Origin of the sequence: Antarctobacter sp., assembly GCF_034670325.1 — a bacterium.
Lineage (GTDB): Bacteria > Pseudomonadota > Alphaproteobacteria > Rhodobacterales > Rhodobacteraceae > Antarctobacter.
The window spans coordinates 120,499-142,808 of sequence record NZ_JAXMNR010000003.1; the positions used below are offsets into that span (position 1 = coordinate 120,499).

21 protein-coding genes are annotated in these 22,310 nt (G+C 63.8%); 12 read left to right on the plus strand and 9 right to left on the minus strand.

The annotated features are described in order from the left end of the window. The first annotated feature begins 3 nt into the window (after positions 1–3). Positions 4–3,456: a peptidoglycan -binding protein gene (locus VOI21_RS08530; RefSeq protein WP_323769394.1), complete on the plus strand. Its 3,453-nt coding sequence runs from the start codon at positions 4–6 to the stop codon at positions 3,454–3,456. Between the two features lie 21 nt (positions 3,457–3,477). Here VOI21_RS08530 and VOI21_RS08535 read toward each other — a convergent pair whose 3' ends face one another. From VOI21_RS08535 to gloB, 3 genes are all read right to left on the minus strand, one after another. Continuing rightward, positions 3,478–4,452, minus strand: a complete 975-nt coding sequence (locus VOI21_RS08535) for a M23 family metallopeptidase (RefSeq protein ID WP_323769395.1) — start codon at positions 4,450–4,452, stop codon at positions 3,478–3,480. Beyond that, a complete protein-coding gene (gene clpA, locus VOI21_RS08540; protein ID WP_323769396.1) occupies positions 4,449–6,779 on the minus strand; it encodes an ATP-dependent Clp protease ATP-binding subunit ClpA in 2,331 nt (776 codons plus the stop codon). The genes VOI21_RS08535 and clpA overlap by 4 nt, the downstream gene beginning before the upstream one ends. A gap of 153 nt (positions 6,780–6,932) precedes the next feature. After that, positions 6,933–7,694: a hydroxyacylglutathione hydrolase gene (gene gloB / locus VOI21_RS08545; protein WP_323769398.1), complete on the minus strand. Its 762-nt coding sequence runs from the start codon at positions 7,692–7,694 to the stop codon at positions 6,933–6,935. Positions 7,695–7,761: 67 nt separating this feature from the next. Between gloB and VOI21_RS08550 the strand changes: the two genes are divergently transcribed. The 9 genes from VOI21_RS08550 to VOI21_RS08590 all read left to right on the plus strand — a co-directional run bounded on the left by VOI21_RS08550 (position 7,762) and on the right by VOI21_RS08590 (position 16,308). Next, positions 7,762–8,502 carry a class I SAM-dependent methyltransferase gene (locus VOI21_RS08550; RefSeq protein WP_323769401.1) on the plus strand — a complete coding sequence of 247 codons (741 nt, stop codon included), beginning with the start codon at positions 7,762–7,764 and terminating at the stop codon, positions 8,500–8,502. Positions 8,503–8,868: 366 nt separating this feature from the next. After that, positions 8,869–9,435, plus strand: a complete 567-nt coding sequence (locus tag VOI21_RS08555; protein WP_416358969.1) for a F0F1 ATP synthase subunit delta — start codon at positions 8,869–8,871, stop codon at positions 9,433–9,435. Beyond that, positions 9,436–10,977 (plus strand): F0F1 ATP synthase subunit alpha, encoded by a 1,542-nt coding sequence (gene atpA, locus VOI21_RS08560; RefSeq protein ID WP_323769405.1) that lies wholly within the window; start codon positions 9,436–9,438, stop codon positions 10,975–10,977. Between the two features lie 12 nt (positions 10,978–10,989). Continuing rightward, positions 10,990–11,871: a F0F1 ATP synthase subunit gamma gene (locus tag VOI21_RS08565; RefSeq protein ID WP_323769407.1), complete on the plus strand. Its 882-nt coding sequence runs from the start codon at positions 10,990–10,992 to the stop codon at positions 11,869–11,871. A 19-nt stretch (positions 11,872–11,890) separates the two neighbouring features. Beyond that, complete coding sequence (gene atpD, locus VOI21_RS08570) at positions 11,891–13,315, plus strand: F0F1 ATP synthase subunit beta (protein ID WP_323769408.1); 1,425 nt, start codon at positions 11,891–11,893, stop codon at positions 13,313–13,315. A gap of 91 nt (positions 13,316–13,406) precedes the next feature. Beyond that, positions 13,407–13,838 (plus strand): F0F1 ATP synthase subunit epsilon, encoded by a 432-nt coding sequence (locus tag VOI21_RS08575; RefSeq protein WP_323769410.1) that lies wholly within the window; start codon positions 13,407–13,409, stop codon positions 13,836–13,838. Positions 13,839–13,936: 98 nt separating this feature from the next. Continuing rightward, positions 13,937–15,154, plus strand: coding sequence for an MFS transporter (locus tag VOI21_RS08580; RefSeq protein ID WP_323769412.1), 1,218 nt, complete (start codon positions 13,937–13,939; stop codon positions 15,152–15,154). Between the two features lie 71 nt (positions 15,155–15,225). Then, positions 15,226–15,876 carry a MarC family protein gene (locus tag VOI21_RS08585; protein WP_323769414.1) on the plus strand — a complete coding sequence of 217 codons (651 nt, stop codon included), beginning with the start codon at positions 15,226–15,228 and terminating at the stop codon, positions 15,874–15,876. 81 nt (positions 15,877–15,957) lie between these two features. After that, positions 15,958–16,308: an H-type lectin domain-containing protein gene (locus tag VOI21_RS08590; protein ID WP_323769416.1), complete on the plus strand. Its 351-nt coding sequence runs from the start codon at positions 15,958–15,960 to the stop codon at positions 16,306–16,308. Here the strand turns inward: VOI21_RS08590 and VOI21_RS08595 are convergent. Together VOI21_RS08595 and VOI21_RS08600 are read right to left on the minus strand one after the other, a co-directional pair. After that, positions 16,302–16,802, minus strand: a complete 501-nt coding sequence (locus VOI21_RS08595; RefSeq protein WP_323769418.1) for a hypothetical protein — start codon at positions 16,800–16,802, stop codon at positions 16,302–16,304. The genes VOI21_RS08590 and VOI21_RS08595 overlap by 7 nt on opposite strands. A gap of 95 nt (positions 16,803–16,897) precedes the next feature. Continuing rightward, on the minus strand, positions 16,898–17,905 hold the full coding sequence (locus VOI21_RS08600) for a ribose-phosphate pyrophosphokinase (protein WP_323769420.1): 1,008 nt from the start codon (positions 17,903–17,905) through the stop codon (positions 16,898–16,900). A gap of 96 nt (positions 17,906–18,001) precedes the next feature. On the opposite strand from VOI21_RS08600, the gene VOI21_RS08605 reads away from it, so the two are divergent. Both VOI21_RS08605 and VOI21_RS08610 read left to right on the plus strand, forming a co-directional pair. Further along, a complete protein-coding gene (locus VOI21_RS08605; RefSeq protein WP_323769422.1) occupies positions 18,002–18,601 on the plus strand; it encodes a 2-hydroxychromene-2-carboxylate isomerase in 600 nt (199 codons plus the stop codon). After that, on the plus strand, positions 18,601–19,413 hold the full coding sequence (locus tag VOI21_RS08610) for an alpha/beta hydrolase (protein ID WP_323769425.1): 813 nt from the start codon (positions 18,601–18,603) through the stop codon (positions 19,411–19,413). Before VOI21_RS08605 ends, VOI21_RS08610 begins: the two co-directional genes overlap by 1 nt. 76 nt (positions 19,414–19,489) lie before the next feature. Here the strand turns inward: VOI21_RS08610 and plsY are convergent, their stop codons facing one another. From plsY to VOI21_RS08630, 4 genes are read right to left on the minus strand one after another with little or no spacing between them, the layout of a single operon-like run. Continuing rightward, entirely contained in the window at positions 19,490–20,071 is a 582-nt protein-coding gene (gene plsY, locus VOI21_RS08615) for a glycerol-3-phosphate 1-O-acyltransferase PlsY (RefSeq protein ID WP_323769428.1), read from the minus strand. A 5-nt stretch (positions 20,072–20,076) separates the two neighbouring features. Then, positions 20,077–21,378 (minus strand): dihydroorotase, encoded by a 1,302-nt coding sequence (gene pyrC, locus VOI21_RS08620; RefSeq protein ID WP_323769430.1) that lies wholly within the window; start codon positions 21,376–21,378, stop codon positions 20,077–20,079. Continuing rightward, positions 21,375–21,761, minus strand: coding sequence for a hypothetical protein (locus tag VOI21_RS08625; RefSeq protein ID WP_323769432.1), 387 nt, complete (start codon positions 21,759–21,761; stop codon positions 21,375–21,377). Before VOI21_RS08625 ends, pyrC begins: the two co-directional genes overlap by 4 nt. Further along, positions 21,758–22,303, minus strand: coding sequence for an aspartate carbamoyltransferase catalytic subunit (locus VOI21_RS08630; protein WP_323769434.1), 546 nt, complete (start codon positions 22,301–22,303; stop codon positions 21,758–21,760). The genes VOI21_RS08625 and VOI21_RS08630 overlap by 4 nt, the downstream gene beginning before the upstream one ends. Positions 22,304–22,310 lie beyond the last annotated feature (7 nt).

The following is a 22,310-nucleotide window of genomic DNA, read 5'->3' on the forward strand; positions in this document are numbered from 1 at the left end:
TCCATGGCGCTGTCGCGACGCACCGGCGCGCGCTTTCAAGCGTCCATCTGGCCGGGTTTTGTCGATGCGATGACCGGCCTCTTGCTGGTGCTGACCTTTGTGCTGTCGATCTTCATGGTCATGCAGTTTGTCCTGAACGAAACGATCACCGGGCAGGAATCTGAACTGGACACGCTGAACGCCGAAATCTCGGCTCTGGCGCGGGCGCTGGGCGTCGAAAAGTCCAAATCCACCCGGCTGGAAAACGAGGTTGGCCAGCTCAGCTCGACCCTGTCGGACCGCGATTTGCGGCTGGCCGAACAGCAGAATATCATCAACAGCCTGACCGCCACCCGCGACCGGCAGGCGGCGCAGCTGGACACTGCCGCCGCTCAGATCGCCTCTTTCGAGGATCGGGTGGCGGCGCTTTTGCTGGAACGGGATGAGGCGCGGGCCGAGGTGCGTGATGTGACCGCCGCCCGCGATGCGCTGGCAGATGAACGCGTGTCCCTGCTGGCCACCCGTGACTCCTTGGCAGAGGAACGCGATGCGCTGACCGCTGCCCTGACCAGCGCGCGCAGTGAAATCGACGATCAGGCCGAGGCCGCCAAGCTGGCCGCCGCCCGCCGGGAGGCGCTGGAGGCGTTGATCACTGACCTGCGCGCCCGCAACGCCGACCGGGACGCGCGGATCGGTGCATTGACCGCCGAACTCACTGATCTAGAGGCCGACCTGACCGAGGAAGAAACCGCCCGTCTGGCCGAGGCAGAGGCCGCAGCGGCCCTTCGCAAGCGGCTGGAAGAGGCGGGGGCCGAACTAACCGCGATGACCATGGCGCTGGAACAGGAACGCGCCCGGGCCGAGGAAACACTGACCCTGCTTGCGGCATCGCGTGAGGCGGAAAAGGACCTGAACGCCCGTCTGGCCGCCGCCCTGCTGGCCGGTCGGCAGCAAGGCGACGACCTTCAGGCACGCATCGACACGCTGGAGGCGCAACTGGCGGATTTGCAGGACGAAACCGCGCTCACGGCGCAAACCCTCAAGGCGCGTCTAGACGATGCAGCGGTGCGGATTGCGCAACTGGAGGCCGCGTTAAGCGACGCCGAGGCGACCGAGAAGCAGTTGACCGCCGATCTTGCGCAGGCGCGCAACTCTGGTGCGGAGACGGCGGTTTCCCTGCAGACTCAGGTGGATGCGGCCTTGGCCCGGATCACCGAGCTTGAGGCCTCTCTTGCGCAGGCGCGACAGGCCGAGGCGCGGATCAATCAGGAATTGGCCAGCGTTCTGGCCGACGGTGAAAGTGAGGCCCGCACCCTCCAGAACCGTATCGACGCGGCGCTGGCGCGGATTTCAGAACTGGAAGAAACCCTTGCCGATGCGCGGGCTCAGGGGGCGCAGACCGACAGTCGGCTTGCCAATCTGCGGGATGATTTGACGACCGCCCGCGCCGCGCAACGCGACGCGGAACAGGCGCTGGCCCGCGAAGAGGCCGCGCGCGCGCTGGCGGAACGCGGCCTGAAGGACGCGCAGGCACAGGCGACGCTGCGAGCGTCGCGACTCACCGATCTTTCGGCGCAACTGGCGCAGGCGCTCGCCCGTCTGGCAGAGGCCGACGCGCTAAAAACGGAGCTGGAGGCGCTGCGCACCCGCAATCTGGCGCTGGTGTCTGACCTGTCCGCGGCCGAGGGCACGGCCGTGGATCGCGCCGCCGCATTGACAGAACTCCGGGCAGAGCGCGACAGGCTGGACGCGGCGCTGACCGATGCCCGCGCCGAGATCGGTGAGGCGCAGGGCAACGTGGCCGGGCTACGCGATCAGGTCGATGCGCTGACCGGGCAGCTTGCTCAGGCCCGCACCCGAGAGACTGAGCGCACAGATGTGATCGAGTCCATGCGCGGTCAGGTCGCCCAGATCGAAGCGCAGCTGGATGCCGCCCTGAAACGCGTCGCGGATCGCGGTGACCGGATCGAGCGGCTGCAAAATGAAAACGCCGATCTATCTGCCCGATTGGCGCGGTTGGGCGGAGAGGCGGCGCAACGGGATTCTGCGGTCACCGCGTTGGGCGCAACCAACGCGCGCCTTTCGGCCGAACTGGATGCCGCCCGCGCCCGCGCGGTCGAACGCGACGCCCAGATGGCCCGCCTGCAACAGGAACTGGCGCAGGCAGAGGCGCGCGCCGAGGACCGCACCGCCGAAGCGGCAGAGCTGGAGACGCTGCGCGGCGATCTCGCGCAATTGCGCACCCGGCTTGAGGCGGCACAGGGCCGGGCCACGCAGGGTCTTGGGCGGGTTATCGTGCTGGAAGCCGAGAATGCCGACCTGACCCGCAAGCTCGCCGCAGCAGACGGGCGCGGTGCTGAACGCGACGCCGAAATCGGTCTTCTGAAAGGCCGGATCGACCGGATCGCTGCCGAACTCCAATCCTTGCGGGCGCGGGATGCACAGCGCGACGGGTTGATCGCCGACCTGCGCCAAAAGCTGGCCGAGGCAGAGGCGCGCGCGCTGGAACAGACTGATGACAAACGCTCGCTGGAAGAAAAGCTGGCGGCCGCGCTGGCCGCCCGGTTGGCGGCGGAGGCATCGGTTGAAGAGACGCGTGATCGGCTGGCCTCGGCCCTTGCGGCGCAAGAGGCGGCGGATCTGAAGCTGGATGATCAACTGGACGCGGTGGAAGAGCGGCAAATCCTGCTCAATCAGGCGCGGGAAAAGCTGGGCCAGACAGAGGAACGCGCGACGCGGGCGGAATTGCAGGTCGAGGCGCTGAATCAGAACGTCGCGGAACTGCGCCGCCAGTTGCGCGAATTGCAGGCGTTGTTGGACGATTCCTCCGCCAAGGATGCAGCGTCAGAAGTGCGCTTGCAGAACCTTGGTTCGGAACTGAACGCGGCGATTGCCCGCGTCGCGCAGGAAGAGCGCCGCCGACGTCTTGCCGAAGAGGCCAAGCGCAAGGCCGAAGAAGAGAAACGTAAGCTTGAGGAAGAGCGCGCGGAACGGCTGGAAGAGGAAAAGAAAGACCTCGAAGCCTACCGTTCCGAATTCTTTGGCAAGCTGCGCGCTGTGGTTGGCGACCGCGACGGTATCCGCATCGAAGGCGACCGTTTCGTGTTTTCCTCCGAGGTGTTGTTTGAGGTCGGGTCGGCCGACCTGTCCGCGGCCGGGCGCGGAGAGATCAAGGAAGTCGCGGACATCCTTCTGGATATCGCGGATGAAATCCCCAAAGGCATTGACTGGGTGATCCGCGTCGATGGCCATACCGACAACCGCCAGATCCGGCCGGGCGGGGAATTTGCTGACAACTGGGAGCTCAGTCAGGCGCGCGCGCTGTCGGTGGTGCGTGATATGATCGACAACTACGGCATCCCGCCGCAACGCTTGGCCGCCAATGGCTTTGGTGAGTTCCAGCCCGTCGATCCGGCAGACAACCCGGAGGCATGGGCGCGCAACCGGCGGATTGAGCTGAAGCTGACAGAACGGTGACCGGGCCGGGGGCCGACTGTGCTAGTCCGCGATGGTCACATGAGCAAAACGGTGCGCGATGACCTTGCCATCGCGCGTCAGCTTTGCCCGCCCGATGTAGTCCCCCGTCGGCCAGCCCGCCGCCGGGGCCTTGCGGCCAAAGGCGCGCATCTGGCTGGCCTGATCCGACTCCAGCGTGATCTCTTTCCGGAACACCTCTGTCCCCGCGGGGCTGTGTGCTGAGAGGGTCAGCACGTCCCCCGGTTGGGGATAGCCGACATGCGCGTAAAGCACGATGGGCTGGCCCGGCGCCAGCGCCGTCCGACGGGCAGAGCCGTCAGCCACGGATTTGAGTTGCGGCACACTGTCCGAGAACCCGGCCGTGACCAGCCCGGTGCGGGTGTAGGAGGGGGTATCTGTCCACAGCGTCGGGACCGGATCGCCGCAGGTGCCCGTGGACTGCGGGCGGAAAGGATCGACCACCTCTCCGTTGCGCATCACGGTCAGATGCACATGGGGATGATTGGTCTGGCCCGACAGCCCAACAAGGCCCAGCGGATCACCCGTCTGCACGATATCGCCGGGCGCGACCGAGACGGAGCCAAGCCGCAAGTGGCAGTACAGGGTTTGCCAGCCATCGCCGTGGTCGATCAACACCGCGTTGCCGCAGGCGTTCTGCGCGGTCACGCCGCGCATCAACCGGTCATCCGGCATCTGGTCGCGGATGCGTTTGACCATCCCCGGCGCGGCGGCCTGCACCGAAACGCCGGTCTTGATGGCGTCGAAGTCCAGCAGCGCGAAATCCGTCCCCTTGTGTGCATCGCGCGAGTTGATGCCGCAGGAAAAATCGCGCTGGCGGCCTTGGGCCGGGTCGTTGTCGACGTAATCCTCGATGAAACAGGTTTCACCTAAGGTGCAGTCCAGAGGCACCGCCAGACGAAAATCCTCCGCCCCGGTGGCCGGGACGGAGGTGATCAGGGCCAGCGCGGCCGCGAGGGCGGCGCGCGACAGGGTCATTCCGCGGTCAGCAAAGGCGGCTTTTTCGACCCGAGTCGCGGCTTGTCCGGACCGCTGAGATCAAGGAACAGGTCGCCATCACGAACCGACACCTTCACGACCCCACCCTTGGCCAGTTGGCCAAAGAGCAGCTCCTCGGCCAGCGGCTTTTTGATGTGCTCCTGAATCACGCGGCCCAGCGGGCGTGCGCCCATCTTGTCGTCATACCCCTTGTCGGCCAGCCATTCGGCGGCGGGTTTGGTCAGTTCGATGGTCACATTGCGATCCATCAGCTGTGCCTCAAGCTGTAGCACGAACTTTTCGACAACCTGCAGGATCGTGTCCTTCGGCAGCGGCTGGAAGCTGATGACCGCGTCCAGACGATTGCGGAATTCCGGCGTAAAGGTCCGTTCGATGGCGGCGGTATCCTCGCCCTCGCGGCGGTCGCGGCCAAAGCCGATGGCCGATTTCGCCTGTTCCACGGCCCCTGCGTTCGAGGTCATGATCAGGATCACGTTGCGGAAATCAACTGACCGGCCGTTGTGGTCGGTCAGCGTGCCGTGGTCCATCACCTGCAACAGAATGTTGAACACATCCGGGTGCGCCTTTTCGATCTCATCCAGCAACAGCACACAGTGCGGATGCTGATCCACTCCATCGGTCAGCTGTCCGCCCTGATCAAAGCCCACATAGCCCGGAGGCGCACCGATCAAACGGCTGACCGCATGTTTCTCCATGTATTCGGACATGTCGAAACGCAGCAGTTCCACACCCAGTTGGTCGGCCAGTTGCTTGGCGACCTCGGTCTTGCCGACGCCTGTGGGACCCGCGAACAGGTAGTTGCCGATGGGCTTTTCCGGTTCGCGCAGGCCAGCGCGGGCCAGTTTGATCGCCGAGGACAGCGCCGTGATGGCGGCGTCCTGCCCGAACACCACCCGTTTGAGCGACTTTTCGAGATCTTTCAGAACCTCGGCATCGTCTTTGGACACGTTCTTGGGCGGGATGCGGGCGATCTTTGCCACCACTTCCTCGATTTCCTTGGTGCCGATGGACTTGCGCCGCTTGGAGGCGGCCACAAGATGCTGCGCCGCGCCTGCCTCATCGATGACGTCGATGGCCTTGTCGGGCAGCTTGCGGTCATTGATGTAACGCGCCGACAGTTCCACCGCTGTTTTGATCGCATCGGCGGTGTATTTGACGCTGTGGTGATCCTCGAAATAGGGCTTCAACCCCTTTAGAATCTTCACGGTATCCTCGACCGATGGCTCATTCACGTCGATCTTCTGGAACCGGCGGCTGAGCGCGCGATCCTTTTCGAAATGCTGGCGGAATTCCTTGTAGGTGGTCGAACCCATGGTGCGCAGCTTGCCGCCCTGAAGCGCGGGTTTGAGCAGGTTCGACGCATCCATAGCGCCGCCAGAGGTGGCTCCGGCCCCGATCACGGTGTGGATTTCGTCGATGAAGAGCACCGCATCGGGATGTTCTTCAAGCTCCGTCACCACGGATTTCAGCCGCTCTTCAAAGTCGCCGCGATAGCGCGTACCGGCCAGCAGCGCGCCCATGTCGAGCGAATAGATGGTGGCGTTGGCCAGAACCTCGGGCACTTCGCCCGAGATGATCTTGCGCGCCAGCCCCTCGGCGATGGCAGTCTTGCCCACGCCGGGATCGCCCACCAGCAGCGGATTGTTCTTGCGGCGGCGGCACAGCACCTGAATGCAACGCTCCACCTCAGAGTCGCGGCCAATCAGCGGGTCCACATCGCCAGCCTGCGCCTTGGCGTTGAGGTCCACGCAATACTTGCCCAGTGCCGATTCTTTGTCCGCCCCGGCGGTCGAGGCGTCGGCCTGCACCGCTTCCTCTTCGGCATCGGTGGCGCCCTGTACCGGGCGTGCCTCGCCGTAGGCGGGGTTTTTGGCGACGCCGTGGGCGATGAAGTTCACCGCGTCATAGCGCGTCATGTCCTGCTCTTGCAGGAAGTAGGCGGCATTGGATTCGCGTTCGGCAAAGATGGCTACCAGCACATTCGCGCCTGTCACCTCTGTGCGACCGGACGATTGCACATGAATGGCCGCGCGCTGGATCACGCGTTGGAACGCAGCGGTTGGCACCGCCTCTGATCCTTCGATGTCGGTGACCAGATTGGACAGGTCATCGTCGATGAATTCGACCAGCGTGGTGCGCAGCTCTTCGGTATCGACAGAGCAGGCTTTCATAACGCGGGAGGCATCGGGTTCGTCGATCAAAGCAAGCAGGAGATGTTCCAGCGTGGCGAATTCGTGGCTGCGCGAGTTCGCGAGCGCCAGAGCCGAGTGAATTGCCTGCTCAAGGGTGTTCGAGAATGAAGGCACGGGCGTGCTCCTCTTGTCTGCGCGGATCCATTTGTTTGGACCAGCATTGCCTCATAGTATTAAAGTTTGGTCGATTGCGGCCAACCTTCAAGTTTTTTCTCAGGATTCCTGCATCACTTTTGAACCTGCGGTCGAAATCTGCCGCGAGTGTGATCAGAAGCTATCCTTGCGTTTGCGCACCTCGGCAAAGACTTCGGCGTCGGTGCCGTCGGGTAATCCAACGGCTGTTTTGACACTCTGCCGGGTGGCGCGAAGAAAGGGGTTGGTGTCCAGTTCAACCGAAAGCGCGACCTGCGCGGTCGGAAGACCCTCGGCGCGGGCGGCCTCGATGGCGCGTGCACGAGAGATAAGCGCTTCGTTCCCGGGTTCAATGGTCAGGGCAAAGGCGGCGTTGGACGCGGTGTATTCATGACCCGAATAGACCATCGTTTCCGGCGGCAGGGTCATCAGCTTGGAAAGGCTGTCCCACATCATGTCCGGTGTGCCCTCAAAGATGCGTCCGCATCCCAGCGCCATCAGGCTGTCGGCGGTAAAGACGGCCTTGGCCTCGGGGTAGTGAAAGGCGATGTGGCCAAGCGTATGACCCGGCACGGCGATCACCTCACAGCGGCCTTCGCCGGTGCCGCCGGAAAATCCCGGATCCAGCGCCATGTCCAGTTTTGGCAGTTTGGCCTCTTCGGCTTTGGGGCCCATCACCGGGCAGCCGTATCTTTCGCGCAACTCGGCCACGCCGCCCACATGGTCGTGGTGGTGGTGTGTCAGCATGATCACCCCCAGCGACCAGCCGCGCGCCTCCAGCGCGTCGATGATCGGCCCGGCCTCAGGCGCGTCGATCAGCGCGGTGCCGTCCGGGCCGTGGACGAGATAGGCATAATTGTCCGACAGGCAGGGCACGGTCACGATTTCGAGGGGCATGGTCTTTCCTTCGCGGCTTTGTCAGGATGGTCCGGGACCAGAGTGGCGCATCGTTCGAGGGGGTTCAATGCATCTGGACGTTCAGGTGTTGCGGGATTTCTACTATCGCAGTGCGCTGGGGCGCGCGGCGCAAAAGATTCTGCGCACTCAGGTCTGCAAGTTCTGGCCCGAGGCCAAGGGCCAGACCGTGGTTGGCTACGGCTTTGCGGTGCCGCTCTTGCGTCCCTACCTCAAGGAATCGCGCCGCGTTCTGGCGTTGATGCCCGCGCCGCAGGGGGTGATGTCGTGGCCTGCGGGCATGGCCAATGTGTCGGTGCTCAGCGAAGAGACGCTCTGGCCGCTGGAAACTGGCCATGTCGACCGTTTGATCCTGATGCACGGACTGGAAACCTCCGAGCGGCCATCGGACCTGCTGGACGAGGCGTACCGTGTGCTTGGTCCGGGCGGCAAGGCGCTGTTCATCCTGCCCAACCGCTCGGGCATCTGGGCGCGCGCCGATCACACGCCGTTCGGGTATGGGCGGCCTTATTCGTTGGGGCAGCTTGAAACACAGCTCAAGCGGCACGATTTCGTGCCCGAGGCGCATGTCTCGGTGCTGTACCAGCCGCCCTCGACCCGGCGATTCTGGATGAAGACCGGGCCGTTCTGGGAACAGGTCGGGCGCGCGGTTCCGGTGACGGCGGGCGGTGTGATGCTGGTCGAGGCGTCGAAACGGCACCCACCCTCGCGGCGCAGGGTGGGGCAGGCGGCAAAAGTGCTGAACCCGCTGGAGGTGCTGGCCCCCGCCGGCAAAGCCAAGCCGGTCTGACCGGGACGCCGGACCGGCGCCCGTCGCCTGCGGCAACATCGCCCCGCCACCGTCCCCGGCCACGCCTGTTGCCTGCCGGTCGCGGGGGCGGATTCTGCCCGGGAATCGTGCATTTGCAGCAAAAACCGTGTCTTCTGTGCATCTTGGCAGGGCACGAATGGTCGCACCATGGGGGCGGATTCTGCCAACCCTTTGAAATTAGGGCGTTCGCCCCATGCGTTTATCTTTTCTAAGGTTGTTGCGAGGTGGGGGAGGCTCTGCTACATCCGCGTCGATTTGATTGCTTTGACGTCGGTCAAGGTATGGAAACGCCGCCAGACGCCGCCCCGGGACGGGGCGCGCGTTGTATCGGCATACTACGGAAGGGTGGACGTGTCTGACTCAGCATCGATTTCCTCCGGCATCGCAGAGCGCTATGCCACCGCCGTCTTCGGGATTGTGAAGGAGGCCGCTGAGCTTCCCGTTCTCGAAGCCAATCTGGACGACCTTGCTGCCGCTCTCGACGAAAGCGCCGATCTGCGGGACCTTCTGGTGAACCCCGTATATTCGCGTGACGCGCAGGGTGCAGCAGTTGGCGCGATTGCCGACAAGATGGGCCTGATGCCCGCCATGAACAACGCGCTGCGCCTGATGGCCTCCAAGCGTCGTCTGTTCGTGGTGCCGCAGATGGTGACCCGCCTGCGCGAGATGATCGCTGCGGAAAAGGGTGAAGTGACCGCCGAGGTAACCTCGGCCACCGCGCTGACCGACGCTCAGGCCGCCCAACTGGCGGAAACCCTGAAGGCAAATGTCGGCAAAGATGTTAAGATCAATGCGACCGTTGATGAAAGCCTCATCGGCGGTCTTGTCGTCAAGATGGGCTCGAAGATGATCGACACGTCGATCCGCTCGAAGCTCAACTCCCTCCAGAATGCAATGAAAGAGGTCGGATAAATGGGTATCCAAGCAGCAGAGATTTCTGCGATCCTGAAGGACCAGATCAAGAACTTCGGCCAAGATGCCGAAGTTGCCGAGATCGGTCGCGTGCTCTCGGTCGGTGACGGTATCGCCCGTGTCCACGGCCTCGACAACATCCAGGCCGGCGAAATGGTCGAGTTCCCGGGTGGCATCATGGGCATGGCGCTGAACCTCGAAACCGACAACGTCGGTATCGTGATCTTCGGCTCTGACCGTGACATCAAGGAAGGTGACACCGTCAAGCGCACCAACTCGATCGTGGACGTGCCCGCAGGCAACGGTCTGCTGGGCCGCGTTGTGGACGGTCTGGGTAACCCGCTGGACGGCAAGGGCCCGATCGATGCCGCAGAGCGCCGCATCGCCGACCAGAAAGCGCCGGGCATCATCCCGCGTAAGTCGGTGCATGAGCCGATGGCAACCGGCCTCAAGGCCGTTGACGCGATGATCCCGATTGGCCGTGGCCAGCGCGAACTGATCATTGGCGACCGTCAGACCGGCAAGACCGCTGTCGCCCTCGACGCGATCCTGAACCAGAAGACCTACAACGACGCCGCAGGCGATGACGACAGCAAAAAGCTGTACTGTATCTACGTCGCCATCGGCCAGAAACGGTCGACCGTTGCGCAGCTTGTGAAAAAGCTCGAAGAGACCGGTGCCATCGACTACTCGATCGTCGTGGCCGCCACCGCGTCCGACCCGGCGCCGATGCAGTTCCTGGCGCCCTACGCCGCGACCGCAATGGCCGAATTCTTCCGCGACAACGGCAAGCACGCTCTGATCGTCTACGATGACCTCAGCAAACAGGCCGTGTCCTACCGCCAGATGTCTTTGCTGCTGCGCCGCCCGCCCGGCCGCGAAGCGTACCCTGGCGACGTTTTCTACCTCCACTCGCGCCTGCTGGAACGTTCGGCCAAGCTGAACGAGGACAATGGCGGCGGTTCGCTGACGGCTCTGCCGATCATCGAAACCCAAGGTGGTGACGTTTCGGCGTTTATTCCGACCAACGTGATCTCGATCACCGACGGCCAGATCTTCCTTGAAACCGAACTTTTCTATCAGGGTATCCGCCCCGCCGTGAACACCGGTCTGTCGGTGTCGCGCGTTGGGTCGTCCGCCCAAACAGACGCCATGTCGTCGGTCGCCGGTCCGGTGAAACTGTCGCTGGCTCAGTACCGCGAAATGGCGGCCTTTGCGCAGTTCGGTTCCGACCTCGACGCCGCCACCCAGCAGCTGCTGGCCCGTGGTGCCCGTCTGACCGAACTGATGAAGCAGCCGCAGTATTCGCCGCTGACCAACGCGGAAATCGTCTGCATCATCTTCGCCGGCACAAACGGCTACCTCGACAAGGTGCCGGTGGCCAAGGTGGGGCGCTTTGAAAGCGGTCTGCTGGCCTTCCTGCGCGGCAAGAAGGCCGACTTCCTGAACTGGATCGAAACCGAAGATCCCAAGTTCAAGAAGGGCGAGCCGGTTGAAAAGATGAAAGCGGTTCTTGACGAATTTGCCGCAGACTTCTCGTAAGGGGATCGACAGATGCCCAACCTGAAGGATCTCAAAAACAGGATCGCGTCGGTCAAATCGACCCGCAAGATCACCAAGGCCATGCAGATGGTGGCTGCCGCAAAACTGCGGCGGGCACAGGAAGCGGCTGAGGCGGCCCGCCCCTACGCGGAACGCTTCAACGGTGTGATGGCGTCGTTGGCCGCGTCGGTCGGTGACAGTGATGCAGCTCCCCGCCTTCTGGCGGGGACCGGCAAGGATGATGTGCAGCTTCTGGTGGTCATGACCTCGGAACGCGGACTCTGCGGCGGCTTCAACACGAATATCGTGAAGCTGGCAAAGACCCGCGCGGACAAGCTTTTGTCCGAGGGCAAGACCGTCAAGATCCTGACCGTCGGCAAAAAGGGCCGTGAGCAGCTCAAGCGCGAGTACGCAAAGCACTTTGTGGGTCACGTTGACCTCGGCGAGGTCAAGCGGCTTGGCTACAGCAACGCACAGGACATCGCGCGCGATGTGCTGGCGCGCTTTGACGGTGGCGAATTCGACGTGGCAACGATCTTCTACGCGACGTTCCAGTCCGTTATCGCGCAGGTGCCGACAGCCCAGCAGATCATTCCCGCCGCCTACGAAAGCGAAGGGTCGGACGAGACCGGCGAAAGCACGCTCTACGACTACGAACCCGACGAAGAGGCCATCCTCACCGACCTGTTGCCGCGCGGTGTCGCGACACAGATATTCTCGGCTCTGCTCGAGAATGCCGCCTCTGAACAGGGCGCGCGGATGTCGGCGATGGACAACGCCACGCGGAACGCGGGTGATATGATCGACCAACTGACCATCGAATATAACCGCTCGCGTCAGGCCGTCATCACCAACGAACTGATCGAAATCATTTCGGGCGCCGAGGCGCTCTAAAGAAGACCGGAGACGAAACATGGCAAACGCACAAGGCAAGATCACGCAGGTGATTGGCGCCGTGGTCGACGTTCAGTTCGACGACGACCTGCCGGCAATTCTGAACGCGCTGAACACCGACAACAACGGCAAGAAGCTGGTGTTGGAAGTGGCTCAGCACCTCGGCGAAAACACCGTCCGCACAATCGCGATGGACGCGACCGAAGGTCTGGTGCGCGGTCAGCGCGTCGAGGACACCGGCGGCCCGATCACGGTTCCCGTGGGCAACGCGACGCTGGGCCGCATCCTGAACGTCATCGGTGAGCCGGTGGACGAAGGTGAGCCGCTCAACGCGACCGAATTCCGCGCCATCCACCAGCCCGCCCCGGAATTCATCGAGCAATCGACCGAATCCGAGGTTCTGGAAACCGGCATCAAGGTCATCGACCTGCTGGCCCCCTACGCCAAAGGCGGCAAGATCGGCCTGTTCGGCGGTGCCGGCGTGGGCAAGACCGTGCTGATCATGGAACTGATCAACAACATCGCCAAGGTGCACTCGGGCTTCTCCGTGTTCGCCGGTGTGGGTGAGCGGACCCGTGAGGGCAACGACCTCTACCACGAGATGATCGAATCCAACGTCATCAAGCCCGACAACCTTGCAGAATCGCAGGTTGCCTTGGTGTACGGCCAGATGAACGAGCCTCCGGGTGCGCGTGCGCGCGTTGCTCTGACCGGCCTGACGCTGGCCGAACAGTTCCGCGACCAGTCCGGGACCGACGTTCTGTTCTTCGTCGACAACATCTTCCGCTTCACGCAGGCGGGTTCCGAGGTCTCGGCTCTGCTCGGCCGTATTCCTTCGGCGGTGGGCTACCAGCCGACGCTGGCCACCGACATGGGCGCGATGCAGGAACGCATCACCTCGACAAAGTCGGGCTCGATCACCTCGATCCAGGCCGTCTACGTTCCCGCGGACGACCTTACCGACCCGGCACCTGCGACCACCTTTGCGCACCTCGACGCGACCACGGTTCTCAACCGTGCGATCTCGGAACTCGGCATCTACCCCGCCGTGGACCCGCTCGACTCGTCGTCGCGCCTGATGGACCCGCAGATCGTTGGCGAAGAGCACTATCAGGTGGCGCGTGACGTGCAGGGGATCCTGCAGCGTTACAAGTCGCTTCAGGACATCATCGCCATCCTCGGGATGGACGAACTGTCCGAAGAGGACAAGCTGACCGTGGCCCGTGCCCGCAAGATCCAGCGCTTCCTGTCGCAGCCCTTCGACGTGGCCAAGGTCTTCACCGGTTCTGACGGTGTGCAGGTTCCGCTTGCGGACACCGTGTCGTCGTTCAAGGCGGTTGTGGCCGGTGAGTACGACCACCTGCCCGAAGCGGCCTTCTACATGGTTGGCGGCATCGAAGAGGTGATCGCCAAGGCCGAGAAGCTGGCCGCCGAGGCTGCCTAAGCGTGTGGCGGGGTCAACCCCGCCCTACGCGAACGATCAAACGCCGGGTGCAGGGCGGGGGTGACCCCGCCGCCCGGTACAGGAGATGAACATGGCAGAAACGATGCAATTCGACCTGGTCTCGCCCGAGCGCCGTCTGATGTCGGCCGAGGTGACCTCGGTTCGCATTCCCGGTGCCGATGGTGACCTTACAGCCATGCCCAACCACGCGCCGCTGATCACCACGCTGCGTCCGGGCGTCCTGACGGTCGAGACCGAAAAAGGCGCCGAGGAATTTGTCGTGACCGGCGGTTTCGCCGAGATCGGCGAAAGCCTGTCGGTGCTGGCGGAAAAGGCGATCCCGCGTGCGGACGTCGATCAGGCCGCCTACGAGGCGCTGGTCGATGAGGCGCACCGCGTCTACCAACTGACCAAGGAAACCGCCGAACATCCCGGTTTGGTGGATGACGCGGTCAAGCTGCTGCAGGACATGGTTGCCGTGGGCACGCATATCGGGCTGGATCCGAAATCGCCCTCGTTCTGAGGCGCGGATTGGCGTAATACTGAAAAGGCTCCGCTCCGGCGGGGCCTTTTCCTTTTGGGACCGCGTGTTTCGCGTGGAAAATTCAACGGACGTCATTCATGTCGGCACCGCGCGGCGCGCTTTGGTTCATCCTTGCGACCATCTTTATCGACGCAATCGGAATCGGTCTGATCTTTCCGATCATGCCCGATTTGATGGTGCGCGTGGGGGCAGGGGACAACGCCACCGGTGCCTTCTGGGGCGGTGTGCTGATGTCGGCCTATGCGGGCGCACAGTTCCTGTTCTCGCCCGCTGTGGGCGGAATATCGGATGCGCTGGGGCGCAAGCCGGTATTGCTGTTTACGCTGGCAGCGCTGGCGGTGGACTATGTGATCATGGCTCTGGCCACGGGGTTCTGGATCCTGCTGATCGGGCGACTGGTGGCGGGCATCGCCGGGGCCACCTACATCACCGCCACGGCCTATCTGGCCGACATTTCGGACCCCAAGGATCGCGCCGCGAACTTTGGCCTGATCGGTGCGACCTTCGGGGTGGGATTCATCTTTGGCCCGGCCCTTGGCGGCCTGCTGGCGGGGGTCCATGTCACCGCGCCGTTCTGGGCCGCCGCCGCGCTGGCGGCGCTGAACTTTGGCTTCGGGCTGCTGATCCTGCCCGAAAGCCTGCCACCTGCGAAACGCCGTCCCTTTGATCGCCGCGACCTCAACCCCTTTGCGTCGATCCTCAAGGCTGCGCGCTTGCCGGGGCTGATGCTGCCGCTGATCGGGCTGTTCCTGTTCGAGTTTGCCAACATGGTCTACCCGGTGCTCTGGGCGTTTTGGACGCGCGAGGCGTTTGGCTGGTCCTCCGCCGTCATCGGCCTGTCGCTGGCGGCCTACGGGGTTGGCGTTGCGGTCACCCAAGGCGGGCTGATGCGGGTGCTGATCCCGCGCATCGGTGAATGGCGCACGCTGATGTTTGCCGTGGCCGCAGGCGTTGTCGCCTCGACCGCCTATGGCGTCATTTCGGCGGCATGGATGGTCTGGGCCTTCTTGCCCTTTGCCTGCCTCTCGGACATGGCCCCGCCCAATGCCACCGGCATGGCGTCGAATCTGGTGGATGAGGACCGGCAGGGTTTGTTGCAGGGGGTCATCGCCAGCCTTGCCGCCATTGCCGCCATCGCGGCCCCGCTGATCATCACCCCGCTGTTCCGCACCTTCGCGGCCCCGGACGCGGCGCTCTACCTGCCCGGCGCGCCATTCCTTGTAACAACCGCCCTGTTGCTGGTCAGCGCGGCGGTTTTCTGGCCAATGCGGGCGCGATCCTCTGCCGCGGTCTGAGCAGAGCCTTGTGGCGGTCGTCGCAACCTGACAAAACGCTTTCGGTTCCCTCGCATTGAAAGCTTGCCCGCATGGAGTTTGACGTCAGTTCCCTGTTGCGTGAATTCATCACGCTGCTGGTCGTGATCGACCCGATCGGCACGCTGCCGGTGTTCTATTTCGCGACCGCTGCGGTTCCGGCGGCGTTGCACTGGCGGTTTGCCCTGCGCGCGGTCGTTGTTGCGTGGATCGTGCTGATGGGTTTCCTGATCGCGGGTCAGGTGCTGCTAGAGGGGCTGGGCCTGCGGTTTGGCTCTTTCCAGATCGCGGGCGGCATCGTGCTGTTTCTGTTTGCGATGACCATGATCTTTGGCGAGTCTAAACCGGAACGTGAGATCGAAGAGGCGGGCCGCGGCGACCTGTCCGGCGCGGTTTTTCCGCTGGCCATGCCCTCTATCGCCTCGCCGGGCGCAATGCTGGCCATCGTGGTGCTGACCGACAATCACAAGAACTCGATCCCCGACCAACTGGTGACGGCGGGTCTGTTGACGGTCATCCTTGCGCTGACGCTGGTGTTGTTGCTTCTGGGGGCGATGCTGAAAAGGGTTCTGGGAAACTCCGGGGCCTCGGTGATTTCACGCGTGATGGGGATCATCCTTGCCACCGTGGCCGTGGACGCGATCCTTGTCGGGCTGGACGCGGTCGGTGTCCTGTCCGTCGACGCGCCAACAAGCCTGCACTGAGTGCAGCCGTAACCGCCTTTCACCCTTCACAATTTTGCCCGATTGCCCAATTATCCACCAAGGGCGGACAAAGGGCATACTATGAAGAAACTGAGCGGCAGCCGGATCGGCGTGGATCAGGGCGACGAAGAGGTATTTTCGGAATTCGCCACGGGTGGCGACATGTGGACCGGTGAGGGCAGTCGCGAACGCCGAAAACGGGTGCGCTTTTCCGAGGCTTTTCGGACGCCGCCCATGGTGCATGTGGGGCTGTCGCTCTGGGACGTGGATCAGCGGGCCAATGTCCGTGCCGAACTGGTCGCCGAAAAGGTCTGCAAAGAGGCGTTTGAGCTGGTCTTTCGCACATGGGCCGACACGCGCATCGCCCGTGTCCGGCTTAGCTGGATGGCCATTGGCGAAGTCTCCAGCGAGGACGACTGGGACCTTTACTGAACGGCTTCCGGCGGCAGGTTTGTTGTCAGGCGCTCGACGATGACCGGCACTTCTTCCGGGGTCAGCCTGCCGTGGTCGATCAGGAAATCGGCAATGTCGCGCCCGCTGTAGCGCCCGGTCAACTGGCCGTCCCGTTCAATCAGCTTGAGTTGGGACAGCAGCACGGCCCGCTGGTGGCAGACATAGCATTTCTGCTGAAAAAGCTGACCGCCCTCATGGATCGACGTGAAATGCCGGGCCAGTACCTCGGCCTCCGCCGCTGAAATCCGTCCGTGCCCCGACGCCAGAAACGACGCCACCGGCAGACCGGTGGTTTGTCCCACCAGCCCGTCGCCGGTCATCATCAGGCTTTCAAAGACAAAATCGCCCGCATGGGCTGCGTGGCACTTGGCGCAGGCGCTTTCATACAGAGTATGCGGATCGGCCTGTTGCGCGGACGCCCCAAAGGCCCCCGACACCACCATCAGTCCTGCCAGCCAAATCTTTGCAATCATCGGAACCCTCACCATACGTCCACTGCCAGATTGCACGAGGAGACAAGACCCTCCTTGATCCCCGTCAAGCCGGGCGGCGCGTCCGGCTTGCGGTGTTAAAGAATGCCTTCGTAGATCGGCCCAAGCGTCCCGGTTTCAAACAGCGACGACACGCTGGTGCCGTTCCAGATGTTCAGGATCGCCTGCGCGAACATCGGGGCCGTCGGCAGGATGCGGATGTTCGGCGCGGCGGCCACGGCGGCGGACGGCTGGATGGAATCGGTCAGAACCAGCGATTTCATTACCGAATTGGTCACCCGCTCGACCGCCGGGCCGGACATGACCCCGTGCGAGATGTAGGCGTGCACCTCGGTCGCGCCGTGCTCCATCAGCACTTCGGCGGCTTTGCACAGCGTGCCGGCCGTGTCGCACATATCGTCCACGATGATACAGCGCTTGCCCTCGACGCTGCCGATCACCGTCATCTCGGCCACTTCGCCCGCCTTTTCGCGGCGTTTGTCGACGATCGACAGCGGTGCCTCGATCCGCTTGGCCAGTTCACGCGCCCGCGCCACGCCGCCCACGTCCGGAGAGATCACCATCACGTCGCTGAGGTCCTCGAACTGGTTCTTGATATCCAGCGCAAAGATCGGCGAGGCATAGAGGTTGTCCACCGGAATATCGAAAAAGCCCTGAATCTGCGCCGCGTGCAGGTCCATCGTCAGCACCCGCTCGATCCCCGCCTCGGCGATCATGTTGGCCACCAGCTTGGCGGTGATCGGCGTGCGCGCCTTGGTGCGGCGGTCCTGCCGGGCATAGCCGAAATAGGGGATCACGGCGGTGATGCGGCTGGCCGACGACCGGCGCAGCGCGTCCGACATGATCAGCAGTTCCATCAGGTTGTCGTTCGCCGGGTTCGACGTCGACTGCATGATGAACATGTCCTCGCCGCGGACGTTCTCGAACACCTCGACAAAGATTTCCTGATCGTTGAACCGTTCGACGCGGGCGTCGACCAGTTTGACGCTCATGCCGCGATACAGCGACATGCGGCGGGCGACGGCCTCGGCCAGCGGGCGGTTGGCGTTGCCAGAGATGATCTTGGGTTCGATGACGGTGGGCATGAGCAGGGCCTTCGGCAGGTGACGGATTCGTGACGTTGCGGTCCCGTTAGCATGCGCCTAGGGTCTGCGCCAGCGCAGGACCCAGGAGGCGACGACATGGCCCATATCGACTATTTCTTCTCGACGATTTCCCCCTTCACCTATTTCGCTGGTTTGCGGCTAGAGGAGATCGCCGCCAAACACGGCGCGACCATCGCCTACAAACCCATCGACATCATCGCCCTGTTCGGGCGCACCGGCGGCACACCTCCGGGGCAACGCCACCAGAACCGGCAGGATTACCGCCTGCAGGAACTGGCGCGCGCGTCAAAGAAAACCGGCCTGCCGTATCATGAGAAACCCGCGCATTTTCCCACCAACGCCGCGCCGTCCTCTTATGCGGTGATTGCCGCGCAACAGGCCGGGGGCGGCGATCTGGGCAAGCTTTGCCACAGCCTGCTGACCGCCGTCTGGGCAGAGCAAAAGGATATCGCCGAGGACGCGGTCATCAAGGCGTGCCTCACAGGCGCTGGCTTTGATCCGGCGCTGGCTGACACTGGCCTGCTGGCCGGGGCCGAAGCCTATCCCGCCAACCTCGAAGAGGCGGTGGAAAAAGGGGTGTTCGGCGCGCCGTTCTACGTTGTGGACAGCGGTCAGGTGTTTTGGGGCAATGATCGGCTGGACGATCTCGACGCCCATCTGGGCGGTCAGCTCTGATGCGCGTCCCCAGCGCCGGTTCGGATCTGAACTGGCGCACATGGGGGCAGGGGCCGGCGCAGGTGCTGGCCCTGCACTGCGGTCTGGGGCAGGGCGGCATGTGGCGGGCGGTGGCGGAGGCGCTGGCCGACAACGCCACCCTGCGGGCGCCCGACCTGCCGGGGCATGGCAAAAGCCCGCCGTTCCCTGACGGCGAGGATGTGCATGACGCCGCCTGCGACGCCCTGCGCCCGCATCTGACCGATGGCATCCACCTTGCCGGGCACAGCTTTGGCGCGACCATTGCCCTGCGCCTCGCGTTGGAGGCACCGGACCGGATCGCCTCGCTGACACTGATAGAGCCGGTGTTTTTTGCCGCCGCTGCGGACAGCGCTTTGAAACGCACCCACAAAGCCGCCGAGCAAGACATTTACACGGAATGCATGGCCGGTAACCTGCTGCACGGCGCGCGCCTGTTCAACCGCCTCTGGGGCGGCGGCGTGCCTTGGGACAGCTTTCCGGACAAGGTGCAACAGGGCATGGCGCGGCAGATGCCCTTTGTCTGCGCCACTGAACCGGCGCTCTGGCAGGACCGCGCCGGGATGCTGGCGCAAGGCAAGCTAGAGCGGATCACCTGCCCGGTCACCCTGCTGCGCGGCGCGGACACCGTGCCGATCATCGCCGAGGTCCACCGGGGCCTGAGCGACCGTCTGCCGCAAGCGCGCGAAAAGGTCGTCGCGGGCGCGGGCCACATGGTCCTGCTCAGCCATCCGGATGCGGTGACAGAGGCCCTGCGCGGTGCGTGCGCCGCCTCTTGCGCTTCTTCTTGGTAAAAATACTCCTGTTCTTTCCTAAAGGCCTTGCGACCGTCCAAAGGACGGCGGTTCCACCCGGTCAGAACAGAACAACCTACTTCTGACCGATCTTCGGCTCTGTCCCGGCACGCAGCCGCGCGATATTGGCCGAATGCCGCCACCAGACCAGCGCCCCCAGCAGCAGCGCGCTGACGATCAACTCAACCCGCCCGGTCAACAGCAGCCAGACCGGGGCCGAGGCAGAGGCGACCAGCGCGCCGACAGAGGACACCCGCGACAGATAGGCCCCCGCCAGCCAGCTTGCGCAGCACAGCAGACCCACGGGCCATGCCAGCGCCAGCATCAGGCCAAGGAAGGTCGCAACCCCCTTGCCGCCCTTGAAGCCCAGCCAGACCGGAAAGCAGTGGCCGAAAAAGGCCGCGACGCCTGCCGCCTGCACCGCCAGATCATCGGCCCCAAAGGCGCGCGCCAGCAGCACCGCCGCCGCCCCCTTGCCCCCGTCCAGCAGCAGCGTCGCCAGTGCAGCGGGCTTGTTTCCGGTGCGCAACACGTTGGTCGCGCCGATGTTGCCCGACCCGATCTTGCGCAGATCGCCCAGCCCCATAGCGCGTGAGATCAGCACGCCAAAAGGCACCGACCCCAGAAGATAGCCCAGAACCGCCCAGAGGATCATCATGCCGCTCATCCTTCGAATACCCGGCGTCCGCCGACCCATGTGCCCAGAACGCGCCCCTGCAACCGCGCGCCGTCAAAGGGCGTGTTCTTGGACTTTGAGCGCAGCTTGAACCGGTCCAGCACAATCGGCTTGTCCGCGTCGAACAGCACCAGATCCGCAGGCGCGCCCTTGGCGATCCGTCCGCAATCCAGACCCAGCCGCCGCGCCGGATTATACGACAGCGCGCGGAACAGCGTCGGCAGCTCCAGCTCACCGCCATGATACAACCGCAGCAGCACCGGCAACATGGTTTCAAGGCCGACAGCACCGCTAGCGGCCTCTTCAAACGGCAGGCGCTTGCTTTCTTCGTCCTGTGGTGAGTGATAGCTGCCGATAATGTCGATCAGCCCCGTGCGCACCGCCTCGACCACCGCTTGGCGGTCTTCCTCTGAGCGCAGCGGCGGCGTCACCTTGAAGAAGGTGCGATAGTCGGCCACGTCCATCTCATTCAGCGTCAGGTGATGCATCGAGGTGCCGGCAGTCACGTCAAAGCCGTTGGCCTTGGCGCGCTCCAGCGCGGGCAGGGCGCGGGCGGTGGTGATCTTGTCTGCGTGATAGCGCACGCCGGTCATCTCGATCAGCGCAATATCACGGTCCAGTCCCATGCGCTCCGCCATCGGCGACACTGCGGGCAGGCCGCGCAATGTCGCGAATTTGCCGCTGGTCACCGAGGCCCCCTTGGACAGGCCGGGGTCCTGCGGGTGGCCGATGATCAGCGCGCCAAGGCTGCGGGCATAGGTCATGGCGCGGCTCAGCACCTTGGAGTCGCGGACCACATGGGTGCAATCGGTAAAGGCCACCGCCCCCGCATCCATGAGAAAGCCGATCTCTGTCATTTCGCGCCCTTCCCGGCCCTTGGTCAGGGCGGCCATGGGCAAGACGTTGACGGGGGCCTCTTCTGTGGCGCGGCGGCGGATGAATTCCAGCGCCTCTGGCGTGTCGATGCAGGGTAGGGTGTCGGGCCGGGTGACCATGGTGGTCACGCCGCCCGCCGCCGCTGCCTGACCGGCGCTGCCATAGCTTTCCTTGTGCCGCTCTCCCGGCTCACCGACCTTGACGCCGATATCGACGATGCCGGGGGCCAGAAAGGCATTGTCCGCATCGACGCGATCCGCAGAGATGTTTCGCGCGCGAAACATCTCTTCAATATCAGTGTCTTGCGTTAAGACTTCGGTAATCTTTCCGGCCTCGACCAGCAGGGCGCCGGGGGTGATGGTGCCAGCCTCCGGGTCGATCAGTCGGGCGTTGTGGATCAGTGTTATGGTCATTCGTGGCCTCGTGGGCGGGCAGAGTCGATGCGGGCCTTGGTGGCCTGCGGGTCCGCCTGAAACTTGATCAGGTGTTTGTCGCCGGTCCGGGTGATCATCTGGACGGCAGCGCCGATGGTGCGCAGTTTGTCGATCTCCGACAGCGCCACGCGGCGGCCCTGCGGCCCTTCAAGCGTGTCGCCGGTCAGGTGCCAGACATGGCTCATTTCCTCGTCCATCAGATACCAGCCGCGCAGGGCGACGGCGGCCAGCCCGCCGATGGCCCCGGTCCAGACATGCGGATTTCCCAGCGCCCAGAGGAGCGCCATGCCCGCCGCCATCGCCACGGCGGCCATGATCCAATGGGTGCGGATATAGGTCAGACGGTCGGGTGCGAATGTCATGCCGCGCCCCGCTGAATGTCCCGCAAAAGGCCATAAACCTCGCGTGCGTCCGTGATGTATTCAAAGCCGACATGGGTTTCACGGTAGCCGTTTTTGGTGCGGTGCTTTTCATAGGCAAAAAGGACCGACCCGGGGTCACCGTCCTTTAAGGTCAGCGGGCTGTCGGCTGAGATCGGGTAGCTCTTGAGCGTTTTGCCCCGCACCGGCACATCCGTCGCGATAAAGGCCCGTTTGCCGGTCAGCGTGTACCATGTGTGCCGCCGGATATAGGGCCGCCCCAGCAACGGCCATAGCATGACCCCGGCGCCAACACTGAAATGCAGCAGGCCGAACATCCAGAGAAAGCCACCCGCAAGCGAGGCCAGCGCCATCCAGACCAGAGCAAAGCCGCCAAAGACAATACCGAAACCGATCATGATATAATCGCCAACGCGCAAGCGGATGGCATCGTCCGGGCGCCCCTGCCAGAGGATTTCTTCACCGGGGTCCAACAACCCGTCCCAGCCGGATTGCGCTGGGGTTTCATTGACGGGCCGGGTCATCTCAGGT

Coding starts and splice junctions, on each gene's coding strand:
- VOI21_RS08580 (WP_323769412.1), top strand. CDS start 13,937: ATGTCGGCACCGCGCGGCGCGCTTTGGTTCATCCTTGCGACCATCTTT.
- VOI21_RS08575 (WP_323769410.1), top strand. CDS start 13,407: ATGGCAGAAACGATGCAATTCGACCTGGTCTCGCCCGAGCGCCGTCTG.
- pyrC (WP_323769430.1), bottom strand. CDS start 21,378: ATGACCATAACACTGATCCACAACGCCCGACTGATCGACCCGGAGGCT.
- VOI21_RS08585 (WP_323769414.1), top strand. CDS start 15,226: ATGGAGTTTGACGTCAGTTCCCTGTTGCGTGAATTCATCACGCTGCTG.
- VOI21_RS08600 (WP_323769420.1), bottom strand. CDS start 17,905: ATGCCCACCGTCATCGAACCCAAGATCATCTCTGGCAACGCCAACCGC.
- VOI21_RS08590 (WP_323769416.1), top strand. CDS start 15,958: ATGAAGAAACTGAGCGGCAGCCGGATCGGCGTGGATCAGGGCGACGAA.
- atpD (WP_323769408.1), top strand. CDS start 11,891: ATGGCAAACGCACAAGGCAAGATCACGCAGGTGATTGGCGCCGTGGTC.
- gloB (WP_323769398.1), bottom strand. CDS start 7,694: ATGCCCCTCGAAATCGTGACCGTGCCCTGCCTGTCGGACAATTATGCC.
- VOI21_RS08565 (WP_323769407.1), top strand. CDS start 10,990: ATGCCCAACCTGAAGGATCTCAAAAACAGGATCGCGTCGGTCAAATCG.
- VOI21_RS08550 (WP_323769401.1), top strand. CDS start 7,762: ATGCATCTGGACGTTCAGGTGTTGCGGGATTTCTACTATCGCAGTGCG.
- VOI21_RS08530 (WP_323769394.1), top strand. CDS start 4: ATGGCGCTGTCGCGACGCACCGGCGCGCGCTTTCAAGCGTCCATCTGG.
- plsY (WP_323769428.1), bottom strand. CDS start 20,071: ATGATGATCCTCTGGGCGGTTCTGGGCTATCTTCTGGGGTCGGTGCCT.
- VOI21_RS08610 (WP_323769425.1), top strand. CDS start 18,601: ATGCGCGTCCCCAGCGCCGGTTCGGATCTGAACTGGCGCACATGGGGG.
- VOI21_RS08535 (WP_323769395.1), bottom strand. CDS start 4,452: ATGACCCTGTCGCGCGCCGCCCTCGCGGCCGCGCTGGCCCTGATCACC.
- VOI21_RS08630 (WP_323769434.1), bottom strand. CDS start 22,303: ATGACCCGGCCCGTCAATGAAACCCCAGCGCAATCCGGCTGGGACGGG.
- VOI21_RS08605 (WP_323769422.1), top strand. CDS start 18,002: ATGGCCCATATCGACTATTTCTTCTCGACGATTTCCCCCTTCACCTAT.
- VOI21_RS08595 (WP_323769418.1), bottom strand. CDS start 16,802: ATGATTGCAAAGATTTGGCTGGCAGGACTGATGGTGGTGTCGGGGGCC.
- atpA (WP_323769405.1), top strand. CDS start 9,436: ATGGGTATCCAAGCAGCAGAGATTTCTGCGATCCTGAAGGACCAGATC.
- VOI21_RS08625 (WP_323769432.1), bottom strand. CDS start 21,761: ATGACATTCGCACCCGACCGTCTGACCTATATCCGCACCCATTGGATC.